The 20496-nt window shown below is 65.7% G+C and carries 15 protein-coding genes; 8 read left to right on the forward strand and 7 right to left on the reverse strand.

What is annotated here, in order from left to right:
- Positions 1–44: 44 nt before the first annotated feature.
- On the reverse strand, positions 45–2969 hold the full coding sequence (locus OKA11_RS00155) for a TonB-dependent receptor domain-containing protein (protein WP_267218196.1): 2925 nt from the start codon (positions 2967–2969) through the stop codon (positions 45–47).
- Positions 2970–3380: 411 nt separating this feature from the next.
- Positions 3381–3902: an Lrp/AsnC family transcriptional regulator gene (locus tag OKA11_RS00160; RefSeq protein ID WP_267218197.1), complete on the reverse strand. Its 522-nt coding sequence runs from the start codon at positions 3900–3902 to the stop codon at positions 3381–3383.
- A gap of 190 nt (positions 3903–4092) precedes the next feature.
- On the opposite strand from OKA11_RS00160, the gene OKA11_RS00165 reads away from it, so the two are divergent.
- Both OKA11_RS00165 and OKA11_RS00170 read left to right on the forward strand, forming a co-directional pair.
- On the forward strand, positions 4093–6534 hold the full coding sequence (locus tag OKA11_RS00165; RefSeq protein ID WP_267218198.1) for a zinc-dependent metalloprotease: 2442 nt from the start codon (positions 4093–4095) through the stop codon (positions 6532–6534).
- Between the two features lie 107 nt (positions 6535–6641).
- Entirely contained in the window at positions 6642–7283 is a 642-nt protein-coding gene (locus OKA11_RS00170) for a DJ-1/PfpI family protein (protein ID WP_267218199.1), read from the forward strand.
- A 60-nt stretch (positions 7284–7343) separates the two neighbouring features.
- Here OKA11_RS00170 and OKA11_RS00175 read toward each other — a convergent pair whose 3' ends face one another.
- Together OKA11_RS00175 and OKA11_RS00180 are read right to left on the reverse strand one after the other, a co-directional pair.
- Positions 7344–8255, reverse strand: a complete 912-nt coding sequence (locus OKA11_RS00175) for a 3'-5' exonuclease (protein WP_267218200.1) — start codon at positions 8253–8255, stop codon at positions 7344–7346.
- A 69-nt stretch (positions 8256–8324) separates the two neighbouring features.
- Positions 8325–8993, reverse strand: coding sequence for an NUDIX hydrolase (locus OKA11_RS00180; protein WP_267218201.1), 669 nt, complete (start codon positions 8991–8993; stop codon positions 8325–8327).
- 72 nt (positions 8994–9065) lie between these two features.
- Between OKA11_RS00180 and OKA11_RS00185 the strand changes: the two genes are divergently transcribed.
- The 6 genes from OKA11_RS00185 to OKA11_RS00210 all read left to right on the forward strand — a co-directional run bounded on the left by OKA11_RS00185 (position 9066) and on the right by OKA11_RS00210 (position 17531).
- On the forward strand, positions 9066–9965 hold the full coding sequence (locus OKA11_RS00185; protein ID WP_267218202.1) for a hypothetical protein: 900 nt from the start codon (positions 9066–9068) through the stop codon (positions 9963–9965).
- Between the two features lies 1 nt (position 9966).
- Positions 9967–11166, forward strand: coding sequence for an adenylosuccinate synthetase (locus OKA11_RS00190; RefSeq protein ID WP_267218203.1), 1200 nt, complete (start codon positions 9967–9969; stop codon positions 11164–11166).
- A 13-nt stretch (positions 11167–11179) separates the two neighbouring features.
- The gene (locus tag OKA11_RS00195; protein ID WP_267218204.1) at positions 11180–11752 is read left to right on the forward strand and encodes a cysteine hydrolase family protein; all 573 of its coding nucleotides are present in this window, start codon (positions 11180–11182) and stop codon (positions 11750–11752) included.
- Positions 11753–11920: 168 nt separating this feature from the next.
- Entirely contained in the window at positions 11921–13378 is a 1458-nt protein-coding gene (locus OKA11_RS00200; RefSeq protein ID WP_267218205.1) for a Wadjet anti-phage system protein JetA family protein, read from the forward strand.
- Positions 13375–14088 carry a DUF4194 domain-containing protein gene (locus tag OKA11_RS00205; RefSeq protein WP_267218206.1) on the forward strand — a complete coding sequence of 238 codons (714 nt, stop codon included), beginning with the start codon at positions 13375–13377 and terminating at the stop codon, positions 14086–14088. The genes OKA11_RS00200 and OKA11_RS00205 overlap by 4 nt, the downstream gene beginning before the upstream one ends.
- Positions 14085–17531 (forward strand): SbcC/MukB-like Walker B domain-containing protein, encoded by a 3447-nt coding sequence (locus OKA11_RS00210; protein ID WP_267218207.1) that lies wholly within the window; start codon positions 14085–14087, stop codon positions 17529–17531. The genes OKA11_RS00205 and OKA11_RS00210 overlap by 4 nt, the downstream gene beginning before the upstream one ends.
- Positions 17532–17564: 33 nt before the next feature.
- Here OKA11_RS00210 and OKA11_RS00215 read toward each other — a convergent pair whose 3' ends face one another.
- From OKA11_RS00215 to OKA11_RS00225, 3 genes are all read right to left on the reverse strand, one after another.
- The gene (locus OKA11_RS00215) at positions 17565–18485 is read right to left on the reverse strand and encodes a LysR family transcriptional regulator (protein WP_267218208.1); all 921 of its coding nucleotides are present in this window, start codon (positions 18483–18485) and stop codon (positions 17565–17567) included.
- A gap of 406 nt (positions 18486–18891) precedes the next feature.
- Positions 18892–19836: a DUF4198 domain-containing protein gene (locus tag OKA11_RS00220; RefSeq protein WP_267218209.1), complete on the reverse strand. Its 945-nt coding sequence runs from the start codon at positions 19834–19836 to the stop codon at positions 18892–18894.
- A 13-nt stretch (positions 19837–19849) separates the two neighbouring features.
- The gene (locus OKA11_RS00225) at positions 19850–20347 is read right to left on the reverse strand and encodes a DUF2271 domain-containing protein (RefSeq protein ID WP_267218210.1); all 498 of its coding nucleotides are present in this window, start codon (positions 20345–20347) and stop codon (positions 19850–19852) included.
- Between the last annotated feature and the right edge of the window lie 149 nt (positions 20348–20496).

Raw genomic sequence — 20496 nt, forward strand, 5'->3', positions numbered from 1 at the left:
AAAAACACAGGTCAGGCCGGCGGGGACAACGGCCCCGCCGGGGATCACAGCGAGACGGAGATCGAAAGGCGGTAGGTCCGTCCGATCACGTCGTAGAGCGACCGGTTGGTCTGGGCGTAGGCGGGCACGTTGTTGCCGCTCGGGCCGTTGCCGATCAGTTCGGGCGCACGGTTGAGCAGGTTGTTGACCACCACCGAGAGCGTTGCCTCGCGCCCGGCGCTGCGCAGCTTCACGCTGGCCGAAGTGTCGAAGTAGATCGCGCCATTGATGTGGTTGTTGTTGATCGTGCGGTACTGCGTGGTCGAGGCCGGGCAGCTGGAGGTGCACTCGATATAATCGTTGCCGTAGACTCCATCGCTGAAGCCGCGGGTGACGAAGTTGAGCGTCACCGGGTCGATGTCGTAGAAGGCGCTGATGCGATAGACCCAGCTGGGTGAGGAGTAGCTGCCCGAGAGGCTGCCGCCGTTGACACCGGCATAGTCGATCGGGAAGACGCCATTGTCGACCACGTTCGAGATGTAGTGGGTGAGATTGGCAGAAATGCTGAAGTTTCCGGGGATCTTCTCGGAAATGGCGGACATCGCGGTGCGATAGCTGGCGGCAACGTCGAAGCCCTTTTCGCGCTGGCTGGCGAAGTTGAACGGCTGGATGGTGATCGTGCTGAGGGCGCCGCCCGAATAGACGATGTTGGCGCAGTAGTCGGCCAGGCCAAGCTCGTAGCAGTTGTCGACCGTGTTCTGCGACGTGACCGAGCCGATCGCGTCGGTGATCTTGATGTCGTAATAGTCGAACGAGGCGGTGAAGCCGGGCAGGAAGCGCGGCGAGACAACGACGCCCGCGGTCCAGGTATTGGCCTTCTCGGGCTTGAGGTTGGGATTGCCGACGGTGTTCTCGATGAACTGCTGCGAGCCGGTCAGCGGCGCATTGTCGGGCAGGATCACGGTATTGGTGCGCGCGGTGCCGGCGGCGAAGAGTTCCTGCAGGTTGGGCGCGCGGATATCGTGGCTGTAGGTGCCGCGCAGCTTGATGTCCGGGATCGGCTGCCAGGTCGCGCCGATCTTGTAGGTGGCCACGCCGCCCGAGGTCGAATAGTCGGTATAGCGGCCGGCGGCGTCGATGTCGAAGCCGGTGAAGACCGGGACCGAGAGTTCGACGAAGCCTTCCTTGACGTTGTAGGCCCCCTTGTTGACGAGATAGTTGCCGTAGAGCCATCCCGAGTTGAACTGGGACTCTACCGATCCGTTGATCGATTCCCTGCGCCATTCGCCGCCGAAGGCCACGGCCACCGGGCCTGCGGGCATGTCGAACAGCTGGGTGTTGAAGCTGACTGCGCCGACATCCTGCTTGATCGTCTGGTCGCGCTGCGGCTGCGCGTCGCCGTAGATATAGGCAAGCGCTTCGGCCGAAGGACCGTCGGTACCGAGGCGGTCGATCGGCACGCAGCCGTTGCCGGGATCGGTGATGGTCGAGCGGCAGACGATCTGGCCGTTGTAGAGCACCGCGTCCTGCGCCAGCGCCATGCGCGCGGTGTTCCAGGTGTTGATCAGCTCTTCGTGGGACTTGGTGATGCCGTGCTGGAAATAGGCGTTGAAGGTCCAGTCGCGGCTCAGCGCGTTGAAGCTGCCGTCGGCGCCGCCGACATAACGGTAGACTTCGCGGGTATTGTTGCTGCCCGGCACCGGGAAGCCGGCATTGCTGGTGCCGATGGTGATCGACGACAGGTTGTTTGCCGCCATCGCCGCGGCCACTTCGGGATATTGGGTCAGCAGATAGGCGTTGTCCGACTTGATCGAGACGCCGGTGCTGGGGGTCTGCTGGTAGTCGCTGATGCCGTGATAGCGATTGTAGGATACCTGACCGAAGATCTCGATCGAACTCGTCACGTCGAACGAGGTACGGTTGAAGACCGAGATCCTGCTTTCATCGGGAAGCAGTGAATTGGTGCCGACATGTCCGGCCAGCGTTACGTCGGTATCGCCGCCGATCATGTAGGGGCTGGAGGTGGAACTGTAGGTGCCGTAGTCGAGTTGCCCGGTCTGCCCCTCGCCCAGGAAATAGGTGCCCTTGAGCGCGCCGGACGTGATCAGGCCGCCAGCCGTGTAGGTATAGGGGGCATAGCCCGAACCGACCAGGCGTTCGGGCTCGCCGTTGGAGGCGGTGTAGTTCGGGTTGGTGATCTGGAAATAGGCGCTGTCGTTCCAGCTGCGCTTGATCGAGGTGACCGGATTCTGCTTGAAATAGCTGCCGTTGAGCAGGATGTGCAGCCGGTCGTCGAGCAGCGACAGGCCCGCGGTGGCGCCAAGCCGGTAGTTGAAACCATCGCCGTAGGTCGACAGGCCCTCGTCGGCGGTGACCTTGAGGCCGGTGAACTTCTTGTTGAGAATGAAGTTGATGACGCCGCCGACCGCATCCGAGCCATATTGCGCCGAAGCGCCGCCGGTCACCACTTCGACGCGCTCGACCAGGTCCTGCGGGATGGTGTTGACGTCGACCGTGCCGTTCACGCTCGAGGCAACCGAGCGCTGGCCGTCGAGCAGCACCAGCGTGCGGCCCGCGCCGAGGCCGCGCAAGTTGACCGAGGCGATGCCTGCGTTGCCGTTGGAAAGGCTGCCTGAACTGTTGGCTGAAGTGCTGCCAGCGGTGATGGCGGGAAGCTGGTTGACGAAGTCGGAGATGTTGGCCGGTTTCTGGGCGTTGATTTCCTGCGCTCCCAGCACTGTCACCGGGGTCGGCGCGCTGTAGCCGTCGCGCACGATGCGGCTGCCGGTGATGACGATATCGCCTGCGGGTGCGGCGGCTTCATCGCCGCCGGTGGTCGCGGCGGTGTCCTGGGCGTGTGCCGCAGCGGCGCCCAGCGCCAGCGATGCGGCGCCGGCAAGCAGCGTCAGGCGGGCATGGGCAAGCGTGCGAGCCCGATGGAACCGCGCCCCGGAATGGTTCACAGGATAGGCGGTCGTGCTGGAAAACATAATGGGCCCCCTCATAGGCAGTCTTCACGACGCTTCCGGGCACACCTTCTCCCCGTCGCGCAGCCCCTCCATTGCAAGGGCAGGCTTCGCCACGAGCGCCTTGTCCGTTGTGGTCAGGGCGCCATTTCTGTTCTGTTATATGTTTACGCGACCCGAAGACGCTGGAGGGCGCTTATGGCCATTGTGTGCTACAGTCTTGTTCAGTCGCTTACATAGGTTTGGTTATATTATCATTTAAAAAACGTCTAGATGTGATTGAACATTTCATGCTGTTGTCAAAATATATAACATAACTACGCTGAAGCATCCTTGCTCATTTTGCCGAATTGCGCAGCCTCCGCGCTGGAATCCATCACGATCGTGCCGTCGCGCGCAGGATTTCGGCACGCTGCGCGGCAGGGCCTTGGGGTTTCAAACCGTCTCGATCGACCGATGGCGCTGTAGATTCGCCGCGCCTGCGCCGGAGCCGAACAGCACCGGCGGCAGTGTCCGCTCCAGCACCTTGCGCATGACGAAGCTGCTACGGATCTTGGCGACATGGGGAAGGGTGGAGAGTTCGCGGCGGTAGACCTTGTCATAATCCTCGAACGAGCGGACGTGAACGAACATCAGGAAGTCCGTTTCCCCCGAAATGAAGCTGCAATAGGACATCGATGGGCAGGCAACGACCGCCTGCTCGAATTCGTTGAGCACATGTTCGGCCTGGGACGTCAGTTCGATCATGATGATGACGACCATGTTGAGGTCGAGCGTGCCCATGTCGAGTTGCGCGTTGTAGCCCTTGATGACGCCGCGTTCTTCCAGCAGCTTGCGGCGGCGGGCCACGGCGGTGCTGGAAAGGTGCACGCGTTCGCCCAGTGCCACGTCCGACATGCGACCGTCTTGGGATAGCTCCTGCAAGATGCGATAGTCGGTCCTTTCGATCTCTATCATCTTCGACTTTCCCCTGCTTTTGATCGTTCTGCACATGAATCGATCAATACCCGTGTGAAAATTGCCGCACTTTGATGGGTTACGCATGCTTTGTTGTGATAGCTTGATCGCAGCGGCACGAAAGATTGTCGTACAGGGTCCGGATGGCGCAAGGCCGGGGTTTTCGCCGTGAATTTCAGGGAGATATTACATGCCGTGTCGCACCTCGCGTCATTCTTCGCGCCGTTCGCGCGCCGCGACGCTTGCCTTCCCGTTGGGGTTGTTGCTGGGCGGGGCCGCGCTGCCCCTTGCCGCCATGGCGGCTCCGGTGACGGTGGCTTCGAGCGATGGCGCCTTGCTGCCGGTCAGCGTCGACAAGGAGAGCGGGCGCATCCTGCTCAAGCTGCCTGCGCCCGACAAGGACGGCGTGAGTGGGCGTTTTCTTTATGCCACGGCGCTCAAGGTCGGCCTCGGTTCTGCCCCGGTCCGGCTTGACCATGGCATGTTGGGGGATACGCAGTTGCTCGCCTTCCGGCGCTTTGGCAGGAAGGTGGCGATCACTTACGAGAACCCGCGTTTCCGCGCGAGTGGTGCTGCCGAAATCGAAAAGGGCGCACGCGAGAGCTTTCCCTTCAGCACGGTGGGCATGGTCGATGTTGTCGCCGCCGATGCCGACGGCGCGGTGACGATCGACATCGCGCCGTTCCTCACCCGTGACACGATGAATATCACTCGCGCGCTGGGCCAGGACGCCAAGGGCTGGAAGCTGGACGAGAGCCTGAGCGCCGCAGACCCTTCCGCCGTCAAGGTGTTTCCCGACAATATTGAACTGGAGGCGGTGCAGACCTATTCCAATGACAGTCCCGGCAAGGAAGTGGACAATATTGCCCCGGACGGCCGCAAGGTCAGCTTTGTCGTGCATCACTCGCTGGTCAGGCTGCCGGATGCTGGCTTCACCGTGCGCCGGTTTGACATCCGTTCCGGCTCGCACGGTACTCAGGTTTACGATTTCGGCACTCCGCTTGGCGAGGATGTGCAGTATCAGCTCGCGAACCACTTCCGTCTCGACAAGCTCGATCCCGCAGCATCGCGTTCCAGGGTGCGCAAGCCGATCGTCTTCTATATCGACCGAGCGGCTCCCGAGCCGATCCGGACCGCGCTGGCCGAAGGTGTGGCGTGGTGGAACCAGGCTTTCGATGCGGCGGGCTACATCGATGCGTTCCAGGTCAGGATCCTGCCGCCCGATGCCGATCCGCAGGACGTGCGCTACAATGTCGTCAACTGGGGTGACCGCCTGACCCGCAGTTGGTCCTATGGCGGCGGCGTGATCGACCCGCGCACCGGCGAGATCATCAAGGGTAACGTGGTGCTGGGCGCGCTGCGCGTGCGGCAGGATGTCATCCTCTACGAAAGCCTTGTCGGCACCGCGCAGGAGAATACCGGCGGGCCGAACGATCCAGTGCGGATCGCTCTCGCCCGCATCAGCCAGCTCGGTGCACACGAAGTGGGCCATGCCATCGGCTTCGTGCACAATTTCGAAGGCTCGACCCAGGATCGCACCTCGGTGATGGACTATCCGATTGCCCGGATGAACGTCATGGACGGCAAAATCGACCTTGGCGATGCCTATGCCAGCGGCATCGGCAGCTGGGACAAGTTCACTGTCGACTGGCTCTATGGCCAGCCGCAGCCGGGGCAGGACCACGACAAGGCTGCCGCCGCCAAGGCGCTGGCGATCCAGCAGGCCGGGATGCGCTATATGACCGATATCGACGGGCGTAGCGCCGACCTCGGGGTGCCGGGCGACAGCATGTGGACGGACGGCGCGGACGAAGCCCCTGACCTCCAGCACATCATGGAAGTGCGCCGCATCGCCATGAACAATTTCGGCCCGGCTGTCCTGCGTCCGGGCGAAGCGCTGTCCAACTTGCGGCGCAAGTTCGTGCCGATGTGGCTGCTCCATCGCTACGAGATCGACGCCGTCGGCAAGCTGGTGGGCGGTGTGAACTACACCTATGCGGTGGCTGGCGACGGCAGCGCGCTGCCCACGCCTGCGGCGGCGGACAAGCAGGAGGCCGCGCTTTCGGCGCTGCTGGCGACGCTTTCCGAAAAGGAGCTGACCGTACCGGCGCGGCTGCTGCCCCTGTTGTCCTACGGCGTCAACGGGCGCGGGGATGCGCAGTTCGATACCGAAGTGCTCGATACGGCCGGGGCTTCCGCGTTCGATCCGCTGGTGGCGGCCGACGTCGCCGCGCAAGTCACGCTGGATTCGCTGCTGGCGCCGGCGCGGCTGACCCGCGTCTATCTCCAGCACCAGAACGAAGCATCGCTGCTGGGCGTCGATGAACTGGTCGACAAGCTGATCGCGGCGACGCTCGATGGGCGCAGTTCGGCGGTCGGGCGGCGGATCGCCTATCGTACGCTGGTTTCGATCGCCCGGGCCGCGCACGACAAGGACATGCCCGGCGACATTGCCGCGATCCTCACCGACAAGCTTCACGAGCAAGCGCGCGGCCTCGCGAAAGTGAGCGGCAGCGGCGAGGACGCTCGCTGGGCACGGGGAACGGCGCGGATGCTCGAGGACAAGGACGCCCTTGCCCGCGCCATCGCCCCCGGCGCGGCCCCGGCGATCCCGCCCGGCATGCCAATCTGATCGCTGGCCGTGGAGGCTGCCGGTCGCGTACGGGACCGGTGGTTTCCGGCCTTGCCGGTGTTCGGGGCGGGCAGACATTCCGGCCCATCCACGCTACGCTGGCCGAGATGACGAAGCCAGCACCCTTGCCCTCCATCGACACGGCAGAACGCCCCCTGACCGTGGCCATTCTGCTGTTCCGGGACGTGGAAGTGCTCGATTTCGCGGGGCCTTACGAGGTCTTTTCGGTCGCAGCGCGGATCGCTCCGCGCAGGCCAGGGCAGGAGCACGGGCCCTTCTCAGTCGTCACCATCGCGGAGACGGCAGCGCCAGTGTCCGCGCGTCACGGGCTGAAGGTCATGCCGGATCATGCCTTCCACGATGCGCCGCGATGCGACGTGGTGATCGTGCCCGGCGGGATTGTCGACGAACCGCTGGCCAATCCCGTCACGCTGGATTGGCTGCGCCGGACCGCTGGTCAGGCGGCCCTGACCGCCTCGGTCTGCACCGGGGCTTTCATCCTCGCGAGGATCGGACTTCTCGATGGGCGGGAGGCCACGACCCACAGGGACGACATCCCGGAAATGCGGCGGATGTTCCCCGCCGTCCGGGTGGTGGAGGGCGTGAGCTTTGTCGATCAGGGCGCCATTGTCACCTCGGCGGGGATCTCCGCCGGGATCGACATGAGCCTGCACCTTGTCGCCCGTTTTGCGGGGCCGGACCTTGCGCGCAGGACGGCCCGGCAGATGCAGTATGAACCTGCCCGGTGATGGGCCCTCCCGGTCAAACGCCTCCCCGGGTCAAAAGCCCCCCGGTCACAAGCCCCCCGGTCACAAGCCCTTGTAGCGGTCGCAAGCGGTAACCGGGTGCAGTGCCGGGCTGCCGTGGCCGGTGTAGACCTCGGTCTTCAGCCATAGTTCTTCGGCGTCGCGCTCGACCTCGGGAATTTCTTTCGACCAGAAGCGCATGATGGCGTTCCAGCGGTAGCCGCGGGCCTTGAGGAGGTCTTTGGCGCCGAACGGGGCGTCGACGGCATTGACGCGGCAGCCCGGCTGCTCGGAGCGGGCGATGAGTTCCGCCATCACCGTGCGGCCGTCCGGCAGGCCGTGCGCCAGCAGGTAGATCAGCGCGAGGATGTCGTTCTCGGCCCGGTGGCCTTCGTAGAACCAGCCACATTGCGAGACGAGGTAAGCCAGCGCCCGCCCGTCGAAACCGAGTTCCAGCCAGTCGGGTTCGGCCATCGAACAGGCCCAGGTCTTGTCGGCGATGGCGGGCAGACGCCGGTCGACAAAGGGCCGGTCGAATGCGGCATTGTGGGCAACGATGAGGTCTGCCGAGGCGAGGATGTCGATGGCTGCCGCTTCGTCGATCGCCTGTCCTTCGAGCGTGGCATTGGTGAGACCGGTCAGCTTGGTGATGCGCGGATCGAGCGCGCGCTCGGGGTCTTCGCGCCAGACGCGGGGCTGTCCGACCTGTACGATGCGTCCGGCGTCATCGTAGCGGAAACGCTGGACGGCGAGTTCGATGATGCGGTCCGCCTCGTGGTCGAGCCCGGTCGTCTCGACGTCGAGGGCAACGCCGATGCGGCCCTCGCTGCCGGGGCGCGGGACGTGGAAGCGCGCAATCGGGCGCAGCTTGCGCAGCACGCGGTAGTCCTCGCTGGTGGCGAGAAAGTCGGCCGCGCGGGCAAGATCGTCAACGGATGCCGCGCGGGGGGCTGCGGCTTGGGGGGAGGCAGGCATTGGAACAATCGATAGCGGCCCGCGCCGGTCAGGAAAAGGTGGCAGCGGAGCAGGGTGGGGCGGTAGCGGTTACATCCGGCGGTCGAACACCGCGTGGCCCGCTTTCAGCTGATAGAGCAGTGAGGGCCTATTGGCGCCGGGCTCGCGGCGCTTGGCGCCGCTTTCCTCGATGAAGCCACGCTCCATCACCTTGCGGCGGAAGGCATCGATGTTGAGTGTCTCGCCAAGCGCGATCTCGTAGACGGCGTGGAGTTCGGCAAGGGTGAACTCCGCCTCCAGAAAGCGCGCGGGCAAGTCGGAATAGGCGCCCTTGCCGCGCAGCCGCGCCAGCGCGGCGGCGAGGATCGTGTCATGGTCGAACGGCATGCCGCCCGCCTCGTCCGCAGGCACCAGTTCGAGGCCGGGGGCCTCCAGCGCCGGTTGCAGCGCGGTGAGGGGCGAAAGCGAGAAATAGGCGACGCTGGCAGACCAGCCGCGCGGATCGCGATCGGGACCGGAAAAGGTGGAGAGCTGCTCCACGTAGAGTGCGCTGAGCCCGGCCTTGGCGGTCAGCACACGGCGGGCGCTATCGCCGAGATGGCGGTCCTCGTCAGTGTGGACGTAACCGCCGATCAGCGCCGCGCGGCCCGCGAACGGGGCCTCGGGGCGCAGCGCGCGCAGCACGCAGAGACGGCCATTTGCGAGCGTCAGGGGCACGATGTCGACAGTCAGGATGGGTCGATCAGATGGATTGCTCATAAACTGCATATTGCATCTTATAAATTAAAATGCAAAATGTCGGTTATTGAGTCGGCAGATGGAGACCATACGATGGGACATGGCAACTGGAGCGCGCGGGATTGGGAAGCCTATGCTGCCGGATCGATCCATGGCCGGAGCCGCCGCGAACTGTTCGGCGCGCTGGGCATGGACAAGGCTTTCGACCCCGCCCGGGTGGTTCAGCGCGAATCGCGCGACAGCGCGCAGAACCCGGAAGCGACGCCGATCATCATCGGCGTCGACGTCACCGGATCGATGGGCATGCTCGCCGAGGAACTGGTCGTGCGCGGCCTCAACGAAACGTTCACCGCGCTGATGGACCGCCGTCCGGTAAGTGATCCGCACGTCATGGCCATGGCGATCGGCGATGCCTATTGCGACCGGGCGCCCCTGCAGGTCACCCAGTTCGAGGCCGACTTGCGCATCGTCGAGCAGCTCCGCCAACTCTGGCTGGAAGGCGGTGGGGGCGGCAACGATGGCGAGAGCTATTGCCTTGCCCATGCCTTTGCCGGATTGAAGACGGTGCATGACGCGCAGGAAAGACGCGGTCGCAAGGGTTTCCTGTTCACGGTGGGTGACGAGCCTGTGCTTGACGGGATCGAGCGTGACCAATTGGCACGGGTCCTGGGTCTTGATGCAAGGCGCGGCATTTCCGGGCGCGAGGCGGTGCGGTTGGCGAGCGCCGGGTACGAGGTGTTTCACATCATCGTCGACGGCAGCTACGCGGCGCGTAACATGGGCAAGGTCAGGGCGTCCTGGGAAGCGATCCTGCCCGAGCGGGTGATCCACCTAAAGGATCCCACGCGGCTGGCGCAAACCATTGTCGCCACCATCGAGGCGGCGAGCGGTCGTCCGCGCCGCTCTGCCGGAGGCTTGGCCGCGCTGCTGCCGGAGCCGCTGCGGCGGTTTGCCGAAGGCGGGCCTGGCGGCCGCGGATGGGGGAGCGAGTGACATGCGTGCGCAGGCAGTGATCGGCGCCAGCTACGGCGACGAAGGTAAGGGGCGCACGGTCGACTGGCTGGCTGCCTCGCTTGGCCCGGAGGTGGTCGTAGTGCGCAGCAATGGCGGTGCGCAGGCCGGGCACACGGTCGAGACCGGCGGTCAGCGGCACGTGTTCCACCATATCGGCTCGGCAGCATTGCGCGGTGCGGCCACGCATCTCTCTCGCTTCATGGTGTCGCACCCGATCCTGCTCGCCGAGGAGTGCGCGGCGCTGGGCGCCATGGGCCTTGCGCCCCGCATCACCGCCGATCCGCGTGGCTGGGTGACGACGCCTTGGGACATGATGGTCAACCAGGCGGCCGAACTGGCGCGCGGCAAAGGGCGGCATGGCAGCTGCGGGCTCGGTTTCGGGGAGACGGTGGGGCGCTGCGAGCAGACGGCTTTTGCACTCACCGTCGCCGATCTGTGGAGCGCGGATCTGCGCGGCAAATTGCATGCGATCCGGAGTGCATGGCTGGGCGCTCGGGCAGCCGAACTGGGTCTCGATCCGCATGACGGCCCGCTGGAGCATGCATCGGCGGATGGCGTGCTGGAGCGCTTCCTGGACCAATGCGCCGCCTTCCGATCCCGCGTGGAACTCTCCGGCGATGCCGCGCTCGGCAGGCAGGGGCCGGTGATCTTCGAGGCGGCACAGGGGCTGCTGCTCGATCAGGGGGCAGAGGGCTTCCCCTTTGTTACCCGCTCCAGCACGGGGCTGGCCAATATCGCCGCGATTGCCGGCGAGGCGGGGATTTCCGCGCTCGAGGTGACTTACGCCACGCGTTGCTATCTGACCCGGCACGGGCGCGGGCCGATGGAGGATGAACGCGCTATCGATGGGTGGTTCGTGGTGGAGGATGCCACCAACCATGCCAACCCCTGGCAGGAGACGTTGCGGTTCGGCCTGCTCTGCCCCGAACGGCTGGGCGAACGCATTGCCGCCGATCTCGGGCTGGGTCGCGGCTTGGGCGGGGAACTGGCGATCACCGCTTCGCTGGCCCTGACCTGCCTCGATCAGGCGCGGGGCGGGTGTCTCGCCTGGCTTGAGCGGGGCGCGGTCGTCACCGGGGATGCCGATGCCCTTGCGGCAAAACTCGTGGAGGCGGCGGGCTTGCCGCTTGCCGTGCAGTTCGCCTCGCCTAACAATGATTTCACGACCCAATACCGATGAAGGACCATCCGCCATGCGCAGTTTCGTGATCGTCGTCGACATGCAGCGCGATTTTGTCGAAGCCTCGGGCGCGCTGCCGGTGCCGGATGCCGAGGCCATCGTCGCGCCCATGCAGCAATGGCTTGCCGCGCTGACGCCTGCGGAAACGGCTGGCGTACTGCTGACCTTCGACACGCATGATCCGGTGACTTATGCCGCCTCCAGCGAGGCCCGGCAGTTTCCGATCCACTGTGACAAGGCGACGCCGGGCTGGCAGAGCGTGCTCGACATTGCCGCCGTGGATGCGGGCATTCCTGTCTACACGCTCGACAAGGGGGTGTTCGACATGTGGGCGGAGCCCGGCCTGGAACTGGTGACGGAGCAGGGCACGCGTATCGAGCGGGACCTGTTTTTCGGTACCTTGGTGGCATCGGGGATCGACCGCGTGACGGTCGTCGGTGTCGCCGCCGACTTCTGCGTGCGCTGGGCGGTAGAGGGGCTGGTCACGCGCGGGTTTGCAGTTGAAGTGCCAAGGGTGCTGACGCGCGGGATCGTCAGCGGTGTCGAAGGCGTGTTTGGGCAAAGCCCCGCGGTGACGGTGGTGTAGGAGCGGACATCCGCCGGGTGGCGTTTCGTGCGGAACGGGTCGCCGCATCCCTGTTGATCGCCCTGTTTACAGTCTGCTCCATGCAGTTGCCGTGGCTGCGGCGCGCTCCTATGTGCCGCCCCCTTGCGCCGACCCGCTGATTCTCGCGGAGGCGATCATGGGATTTCGATGCAAAGCGGCGGTACTGGAGAAAATGGGCAGGAAAAGCGGGATGCGCTGTTCGGGCACCTGCCGCCCAGCCTGTTCGGGGTGCTGTCCTCGCCCGCGCGGCGTGACTATGCGCGCCTGATCCTCTGGGTCTACCGCGCGTTCTTCGGCGAGAACTACGCCGACCAGGTCCGCAAGGACGATCTTGTCGCCTTCATCGCCACCCAGATCGACCGGCTTTCCGACATTGCCGAGGACTTTTCGTCCGATGCCGCCAATGCCGATGCCAGCCAGAACCCGCACAATGTCTACCTCCGGCTGAAGCAGGCCGGCTGGCTGGTCGAACATTCGCGCGGCTATGTGCAGATGGTCGATCTTGACGCTTCGGTCTCGATGCTGCTCGAAACGCTGAGCGCGATCGAGGAGGGCGAGGCGGTTCACTTCGGCGGGACCATCGCCGCGCTCGAGAGCGTGATCGAGCGGCTGGGCGACAATCCGCTCGACAAGGCCTCCTCGCTGGCGGATGCGGCCTTGCGGGCGCGGCGGTTCCAGCAGCACCTTTCGGCGATCATCGGCAACTTGCGCGCGCACGAGCAGCGCATCGTTTCCGATCCGCAGCCCACCCGCATCCTGGCGAGCTTCTTCCACTTCGTGGAGGACGTGCTGATCTCGGATTACCGGGTCATCAAGACCACCAACAACCCGTTCCGTCACCGTAACCGGATCATCCAGATGATCTCCGATTACGAGCATGATCCGGCCGTGGTGACCGCTTTTGCGCAGGGCTACGTCGCGCAGGGGCTGGCTGGAAATCATGACACCGCGCTATCGAAGGTCCGCCAGCATCTCGCGCAAGTGAAGCGGATCTTCGATGCGGCCGAGGAACGGCTCGACGATATCGACGCCTTCCGCAGCCGCCTTGAACAGCGGATCGCCCGCACCGTCAGCTACATGAACGAGGTCGACGGTTCGAGCCTGTTGCGCCTCACCCATCTGCTGCGCGCCGTGGCCGCCGTGCCAAGCGACTGGGAGGAGCCGGTGGAGGTCCCCTCGGAGCTGGCCGATCCGGTGCGCCACTGGGGGCCGGAAAGCCTTGCCTCGCCCACGATGCGGAGGCCGATCGCGGCGCCCAGCCCGGTGCGCCGGGTCGAGGTCGATCCCGCGCTGATCGCCTATGACCAGTCGCAGAAGGTCTATCTGCTGCAACTGGCCGTCACTCCGCAGAAGATCGCCGACTACATCGAGCGCAATCTGGGGGCGCACGAGGGGCTGGATGCGGGCCAGTTCCGCATCGACAGCCCCGAGCAGGCGCTGCTGCTGCAAGGCGCCCGCCAGCTCGACATGTTCGGCAACAAGGAACTGCTGCGGCGTTTCCGCGTGATCCATGACCCGGGGCGTGTCGTGGAGACCGACTGGTCGGTCTTTTCCGCTTTCCGCATCGAACGCATTTCTCCCGATTTTCCGAGTGCAGAACAATGACCGCCGCCACGCTGTACGACCTTGAAGAGCTGCTGGAACGCCCGCAGAACCGCGATGTCTCGAAGGAAATGATGGTGCGGGCGGCGGACCGCCTGCTTGCCCAGCAATGCCTGTTTCGCGATGACTACAATGCCTCAGGCACCTACGATCTCATCGTGCGCCAAGCGGCCTATTTTCGCGGGTTGTTCGACGCGCTCGGGCGCGATCTGGTGATCCGCGCCGACGAGATGATGATCGAACTGCGCCCGCAGGAGAGCCTTTCGCGCACCGTGCTTTCGGTGGACGAGACGATCGTGCTGCTGGCGCTGCGCGCCACGTTCGAGCAGGGCGTGCTGACGATGAGCCAGGAGGAATTCGGCCACATCGAGACGACCTCGATGGAAGTGATGGAGCGCTATGACCAGTGGGTCGCCCGGCCGCGTCCGCCATGGGCGCGCGTGCGCAAGATCCTCGACGCGTTCCGCCGCCGCCGCTTCATTGATCTGGGCGACGAGATCGCGCTGGAAAACGGCGTGGGCATCACCATCCGTCCCTCGATCCGCAGCGTCACCGGCGATGCCTGGCAGACGCGCATCGAGGAATGGATCGCCGCGACGCAGGCAAGGCTCGCCGCCGAGGCGCAGGGGCAATTGCCCGCCAGCCATGCGGAGGAAGCCGGGGCAGAGGCCGCTCCGATCGAAGCGCGCGAACACGAGGAGATCGCGGAATGATCAAGCTCAGCCGCATCAACCTGATCAACTGGTACACCTTCGAACGCCTGTCGATCGACCTGCGGGGCAGCACTTCGCTGATCGGCCCCAACGGCGCGGGCAAGTCGTCGATCCTCGACGCGATCCAGGTCGTGCTTACCGGTAACAATCGCAATTACTTCCAGCTCAATGCCAGTGCGAACGTCACCGCCGGGCAGACGCGCAAGGTGGGCGAGAACCGTTCCGTCTTCGACTATTGCCTCGGCCGCGTGGCGGGCGAGACGCTGCGCTCCAACTGCATCAGCTATGTCTCGCTGGTGTTCGAGCGCGAGCATGACGGCAAGTGCTGGACCGTGGGCATCGGCATGAGCGCGGTCGACGGCGAGCAGAACGAGGAAGTGCTTGGCGCCTTCATCGCCCCCGACCAGTCGCTGCGCGACAGCGACTTTCTGGAGGACGTCGACGGTGCGCCTTACGTCCTGCCCTGGGGCGAACTGACCGCGCGGCTGCGCAAGGTTCCCGGTTTCGAGAACCTTGGCCACCGGCCCACCCATTTCACCCGCCGCGTGCTCACGGTGCTGGGCGGCAAGGGGCATCACGCGGACCCGGAGAAGTTCCTCAAGACGCTCAAGAACGGCCTGCGCATCCGCGAGATGAAGTCGGCCACCGAATTCGTGCGCGAGTTCCTGCTCGATCCCGCCGGGCTCGATGTCGAGGCGCTGCGCAAGTCGGTCTCGACCTGGCGCGGGCTGCTCAAGAAGATCGAGGACCTCGAAGTCCAGAAGCAGCAGGTTGGCGAGGCGATTGCCGCCTACCGCGAGCTCACCGACAAGACCTCGGAGGAAACCCGGCTGCGCTGGGTGGCGGGCAAGGCCGAGCGTGACCGGCTGGAAGAGCACTTGCGCCTCGTCACCATCCAGCACGAGAGCAAGCTGGAAGAACAGGCGCTGGCCGACCGCCGCCTGACCCGCACGCGCGAGGCGATCGCCCGCGTGACCGAGGAAATCCGCGAGATTTCGCGCGCGCTGGAAAACGACACGCGCGAACAGGCGATCCGCGAGTTCCGCGATCTCAACCTGCCCATCGCCCAGCGCGCCCATGCCGAGGCGGACAAGGACTATCAGGCCTATTTCGCCGCCATCGGCGGCGCGGCGGGCCTCGCCGACCGGCTGTTGCTGACGTACGGCGAGGGTGAATATCTGCGCGCGAAGGAAGCGCTGGAGGCGCTGCGCAGCCGCGTTGCCGGCGAGACAGGCCTTGCCGCGCGCGACATCGACCAGATCGTCACCCGTCTCGTCGATCCCCTGGTGCGCTATGTGGCCGCCGCGCAGGACGCGCGCGAGGGCCATCTCCGGACCGGCGCCACGCTGCGCGGCCAGCTTCGCGAGAACCGCGAGCAGTTGCAGACCCTCGCCCGCGGCGGTGCGCTGGTCGAAGGGCCGACGGCGCGGTTGATCGATTATCTCGAAGCGCACGGCATTGCCGCAAGGCCGATTGCCGAACTGGTCGAGGTAACCGACGAGCGCTGGGTCGATGCGGCCGAAACGCTGCTCGGCGCCGCGCGCGATGCGCTGGTGGTCGAGCCCCGTCAGGCGCAGGAAGCCATCGCCCTGCTGCGCCGCCAGCGCCGCGACTATCCCGGCACCCAGATCGTCAACACGACCAAGACCGGCGAGGGCACGCAGCTTGCCGCGGCCGGCAGCCTTGCCGACGTGATCGAGACGGACAATCCCCACGCGCGGGCCTTCATCAACCGCCGCATGAACGGCGTGCGCCGGGTCGAGACCGAGCACGACCTCTTGCGGCACGACCGCGCCGTTACCCCGGATTGCCTCTTCGCCTCGGGCGGTTCGATCGAGAACCGCCGCCCGGCGCAGGTCCACCGGTTGGGCAAGGAAGCCAGCCGCAAGAATATCCCGGTGCTGGAAGAACTGGTCGCCGGGCAGGAACGCTCGCTGGCCAGCAGCGAAGCGCAGGCGGGCGCGCTGAAGGCGCTGGTCGAGGACATCCAGCGTTTCCTCGATGTCGCCGGAAGCCGCAGCCTCGACGACCTTGAACGCGCCCGCCAGAGCACGGCGGAAAGCGTTGCCCAGATCCGCGACAATATCCGCACCCTCGAGGGCGAGCGCCCGGTCGAGATCCGCGAGCGGCTGGTCGGCCTCAAGGCGGACCTTGCCGAATACGAGGAGGAACTGAAGAACGACGAGAAGGCGCAGCGCGTCTCCGGCCACCTCGTCGGCAGTGCTTCCGAAAAGCTCGCGGTCGCGCGGGACGAGTTCGCCAGGGCCGAAGCCATGTTTGCCGAACGCGACGTCCTCGCCGCCGCCGAGCGGGAAGCCGCACTGCGGGACTTCGATTTCCTGCTGGCCGAGCATGGCAAGGTGCTGCCGGCGCTGCGCAATGCCGCGCAGGATCAGGCGGCCAAGGCCCGCACGCGGGTCAACCAGCTTCTGGGGCAGGCGCCGCAGAAGGCCTATGCCTATGCCCACGATGCCGGGATCGCCGGACAGTTCGACCGCGAGGCCGGGCCCGAGGCGCAGCTTGCATGGCTGGAGGGCCAGCAGGCTTCCATCGTCAACAACACGCTGAGCGAGTACCGCGATCAGGCGCAGGAAGCGCGCAGCTCGATCGAGACTTCGCTGAAGACCGACATGCTGGTCAAGCTGCACGACCGTATCGAGGGTGCCAAGCGGCAGATCCGCACGCTCAACCGCAGCCTGCAACTGCGCCCGTTCCACGGCGAACTCTACCGCATCGAGGTGAAGCCGGACCGCTTCTATGCCGAGATCGTCGAGATCGCGCGGCGCGTCCAGCTCAACAGCATCGACGTCGGCGCGCTGTTCGAGGAGGGCGGCGCCGCGTCTGGTCTCGAACCCAGCCTGATGAAGGGCGTCGAGCGTATCAAGCGCATGATCGACGAGGGCGAGAACGTTGAGCAGATCAGCGACTATCGCAACTATCTGCAATTCGAACTGGTGACGACGACGCTCGACGGTGAGCGCGTCACCTCGGACTATGCCAAGCGGCAGGGCAGCGGTTCGGGCGGCGAGAAGCAGGTGCCGTTCTACATCGCCATGGCCTGCGCGATGTCGAGCGTGTGCCATTCCACCGAGGACAATCGCGACAACCTCGGCCTTGGCATCATCCTGTTTGACGAGGCGTTCAACGCGCTTGACGGCGGTAACGTCAACTCCTGCCTGGCCCTGCTGCGCGAGTTCAACCTCCAGGTTTTCGCCTGTGCGCCGATCGAGAAGCTGGGCGTGTTTATGGAGCAGATGGACACGGTGCTCTCCGTGCGCCGCGTCGGCACCACGACGATGCTCTATGCCGACTACCTCAAGGACGAGGGGCGCACGAAGTTCCGCGAGGCGAACCCGGCGAACGAGCCGTTCGACCTGTTCAAGCAGCGCTTCGAAGAGGACCGGACCGATGCCGGGAATGTGGAACCGCAAGCCGTGACGTGATTCTGGACCGGCGCTGCATGCGGCCGTGCCCGATCAGCGGGTGGCGAGCGGCGGGGCTTCCAGCGTGAAGAACGGCTGATCGGCATAGTGGTCGATGAAGGCGCGCAGCGCCGCCGACATGCCGAGGCGCGTGGCGAAGACCATGTGCAGTACGGCGGCGGTAGTGTGCCATTGCGGCAGGACCCGTTCGAGGCGGCCGGCAGCAATGTCCTGCCGGCAGGCGCGTTCGTGCAGCAGGGCGACGCCGAGGCCTTCGAGCGCGGCGTCACGCACGATGCTGGAATCGTTGCTGCAAAGGCGCGGATGATGGAGGATGCGCCGCTGCGCGCCCTCGTCGTCGACCAGTTCCCAGCGGTGCTGCTCGGCATGTTCGCCGACCGAGAGGGTGGGCATCTGCGCCAGCATGTCTATCGCGACGGGCGCGGCGAGATCGGCGAGGAAGCGCGGGGCGGCCACCAGGATGCGCTGGCCGCGGCCCAGTTGGCGCATCGTCAGCGACAGGTCGGTTTCCTTTTCCAGCTCCACCCGCAAGGCGATGTCATAGCCTTCGCCGATGATGTCCACCCGGCGGCTGGTGAGGTGCATGTCGACCCGCACTTGCGGATAGCGGGTGAGGAACGAGGCCAGGCCCTCGGCCCCGAGGAAGCGGGACAGTCCGGGCGGGCAGGCGATGCGCAGCAGCCCGCTGACATCTTCGCGCGAGCGCTGGGCCACGGCGCGCGTGGCGGCGAGCCCTTCCTCGATGATCTCGCACTGGCGGTAGACTTCGAGCCCGACATCGGTGACGCGCACGCTGCGGGTGGAGCGTTCGAGCAGGCGTGCGCCGAGGTCGCGTTCCAGCTTGGCTACCCGCTTCGACAGCTTGCCGCGTGCGTCGCCGGTGACGCGTTCCGCCGCCGAGAACCCGCCGTGACGGACCACCATCGCGAAGCTGCGCAAGTCCTCGAGATCCATCCTTTGTCATTCCCTGTGAAGCGGTTTCCAACGGGTTGATTGTATCCTTATCGGATACAAAATATTTCCCCGGGGAAACACCGCGGCGCGCGAATCTCGGCAAAAATACGCAATTTTCTTCGGATATGCAAGAGTTCTGGGGCGATCTGGCGACGGCTGTCTGCGCATCTTGGTCGGCGATGTTCAAAACATTGTTTCCTAATAGGTCACAATGTCAATGGCCCGGACGTCCGCGGGGGCATTGCCCGCGCGCTGCAGTTTCGTCACGTGCATAGCCCGCCCCTTGCCATGACCTCCGCGCAATCGAGGGCACGGACAGGGGGCGCGCATGAAAAAGGCCGGCAGGTGGGCCCCGATCGGGAACCGCCTGCCGGCCTTGCATGGGCTTTCGGAAGGGCGAGGGGCGTTACGGCGTCATCACTTCGAGCGTGGCGGCGTAGGACATCTTGCGGGCCTCGGCGCGCTTTTCGCTCGGGTGCTTGTCCTCGGCCTCGGCATGGATCCAGTACAGTCCGGCGCTTGGCCAGTTGATCGTCACGACGCCGTCGGCACCGGTGGTGTGTTCGGTTTCGCCGGTCTCCTCACGGTACCGCACGCCGCCGGCGATGACGGTGACCTTGACCCCGGCCGCCGGCTTGCCGTCGATCAGGAAGCGGAATTGCGCTACTTCGCCCGCTGCGACCGAGTTGGGGGGGGTGATGGGGGCGAATTCCAGTCCGGTGCCGGTGGGCTTGAACACCGTGTCCGTGGGCGCCCCTGCGGTGACGAAGGTCTCGGTCTTCGAGATGTTTTCCACCAGATGGAGGTCGGTCGCGTTGGCGGGGATGTCCTGCAGTGCAACCGGCGGCAGGCGGCTTTCACCGCCGGGGCCGCCAGGGCTGCCGGGGCCACCTGGGCCTCCCGGACCGCCGGGGCCGGCCATTCCACCAGGGGCGCCTGCTGGTCGCGGCGGGCCGCCGCGGCCGCCGACGCGGCGCTCTACGCCGTCCAGTATGAAGGTGCCGCTTACCTGTGTCTGGCCGCTCGAGATCTTCCAGGTACCTTCCTGGTCGATCTTGAGGTCAAACACCGAGCGGAATCGGCCCTGGACCGCGTTGTAGGGTTCGGCCGCCGTGCCGTCGGGGCGGGTGGCGGTGATCGAGGCGAGCTGGATCGGCCGATGGTCCATCGAGAAGACGTGGTCCGATCCGGCGGCATCGAAGGTCACCACGCCGCTGGTTCCGGCAAGGCTGGTGGTCGAAGGCAGGATGAACGGGCTGTCGGCCTGCGCGGCAGGCGCGCCGATGGCAGCTAGCACGGGGCCTGCGAGCAGGGCGGCGCCAAGGCGCCAGCGGCGAAGGGGCGATGTCATGGTCCTGGCTTCCTCAGCGGGTGGAGACGGTGACGGCGCCCAGTTCGGTCTTGCCGCTGGTGCGGCCGCCGCTCTTGGGCACGGTGATCGGCACCGAGACGAGTTCGCGGCCGCCATGTTCGCGCGCGGCCTCGACGTTGAACACGTAATTGCCGGGGGCCAGGTCCTTGGGCAGCGGGATCGTGTAGGTGCCCGGCCCGCGCGTCGCGCCGCTGACGCCGTCGGCGGGCAGGCGCATCGAGCGTCCGCCCTTGCGCCACCACGAACGCAAGTCGGTGAGCCACTTGGTGCCCGCCTCGTTGCCGCCGCGCTTGGCGACTTCGTACCACACGAAGACCGAGCGGATCTGGCCATTGCCGCCCACCGGCTCCAGCCAGCCTGCGACATAGGGCTTCTTGTATTCGGCGACCGGCACGCGCGGCAGGGTGACGGTGACAGTGGCGGCGGAAGCCGCGGTGGCGACGGGGGCGACAAGCGCGCCGGTCAGCAGTGCAAACTTGGCGTGACGCATCGGAATTACGCTTCCCTTCGTGCAGGCGATGATCACCGGGGCAGCCTCATCCCGAGACGCCGCCATGCGCTGCGCCGCCCCTATTGGGCTCCCCTGGTGCGAAAGGCCGTTCAGGCCCTCTGTTCTGCCGATTACGGCGATTGCGTAGC

The sequence above is a fragment of the Novosphingobium clariflavum genome (genome assembly GCF_026420865.1).
Lineage (GTDB): Bacteria > Pseudomonadota > Alphaproteobacteria > Sphingomonadales > Sphingomonadaceae > Novosphingobium > Novosphingobium clariflavum.

Excerpts from the sequence above, each read along its gene's own strand:
- OKA11_RS00170 (WP_267218199.1), top strand. The coding sequence starts at position 6,642 with ATGACGAAGCCAGCACCCTTGCCCTCCATCGACACGGCAGAACGCCCC.
- OKA11_RS00185 (WP_267218202.1), top strand. The coding sequence starts at position 9,066 with ATGGGACATGGCAACTGGAGCGCGCGGGATTGGGAAGCCTATGCTGCC.
- OKA11_RS00155 (WP_267218196.1), bottom strand. The coding sequence starts at position 2,969 with ATGTTTTCCAGCACGACCGCCTATCCTGTGAACCATTCCGGGGCGCGG.
- OKA11_RS00165 (WP_267218198.1), top strand. The coding sequence starts at position 4,093 with ATGCCGTGTCGCACCTCGCGTCATTCTTCGCGCCGTTCGCGCGCCGCG.
- OKA11_RS00205 (WP_267218206.1), top strand. The coding sequence starts at position 13,375 with ATGACCGCCGCCACGCTGTACGACCTTGAAGAGCTGCTGGAACGCCCG.
- OKA11_RS00200 (WP_267218205.1), top strand. The coding sequence starts at position 11,921 with ATGCAAAGCGGCGGTACTGGAGAAAATGGGCAGGAAAAGCGGGATGCG.
- OKA11_RS00180 (WP_267218201.1), bottom strand. The coding sequence starts at position 8,993 with ATGAGCAATCCATCTGATCGACCCATCCTGACTGTCGACATCGTGCCC.
- OKA11_RS00160 (WP_267218197.1), bottom strand. The coding sequence starts at position 3,902 with ATGATAGAGATCGAAAGGACCGACTATCGCATCTTGCAGGAGCTATCC.
- OKA11_RS00210 (WP_267218207.1), top strand. The coding sequence starts at position 14,085 with ATGATCAAGCTCAGCCGCATCAACCTGATCAACTGGTACACCTTCGAA.
- OKA11_RS00190 (WP_267218203.1), top strand. The coding sequence starts at position 9,967 with ATGCGTGCGCAGGCAGTGATCGGCGCCAGCTACGGCGACGAAGGTAAG.
- OKA11_RS00225 (WP_267218210.1), bottom strand. The coding sequence starts at position 20,347 with ATGCGTCACGCCAAGTTTGCACTGCTGACCGGCGCGCTTGTCGCCCCC.
- OKA11_RS00220 (WP_267218209.1), bottom strand. The coding sequence starts at position 19,836 with ATGACATCGCCCCTTCGCCGCTGGCGCCTTGGCGCCGCCCTGCTCGCA.
- OKA11_RS00215 (WP_267218208.1), bottom strand. The coding sequence starts at position 18,485 with ATGGATCTCGAGGACTTGCGCAGCTTCGCGATGGTGGTCCGTCACGGC.
- OKA11_RS00195 (WP_267218204.1), top strand. The coding sequence starts at position 11,180 with ATGCGCAGTTTCGTGATCGTCGTCGACATGCAGCGCGATTTTGTCGAA.
- OKA11_RS00175 (WP_267218200.1), bottom strand. The coding sequence starts at position 8,255 with ATGCCTGCCTCCCCCCAAGCCGCAGCCCCCCGCGCGGCATCCGTTGAC.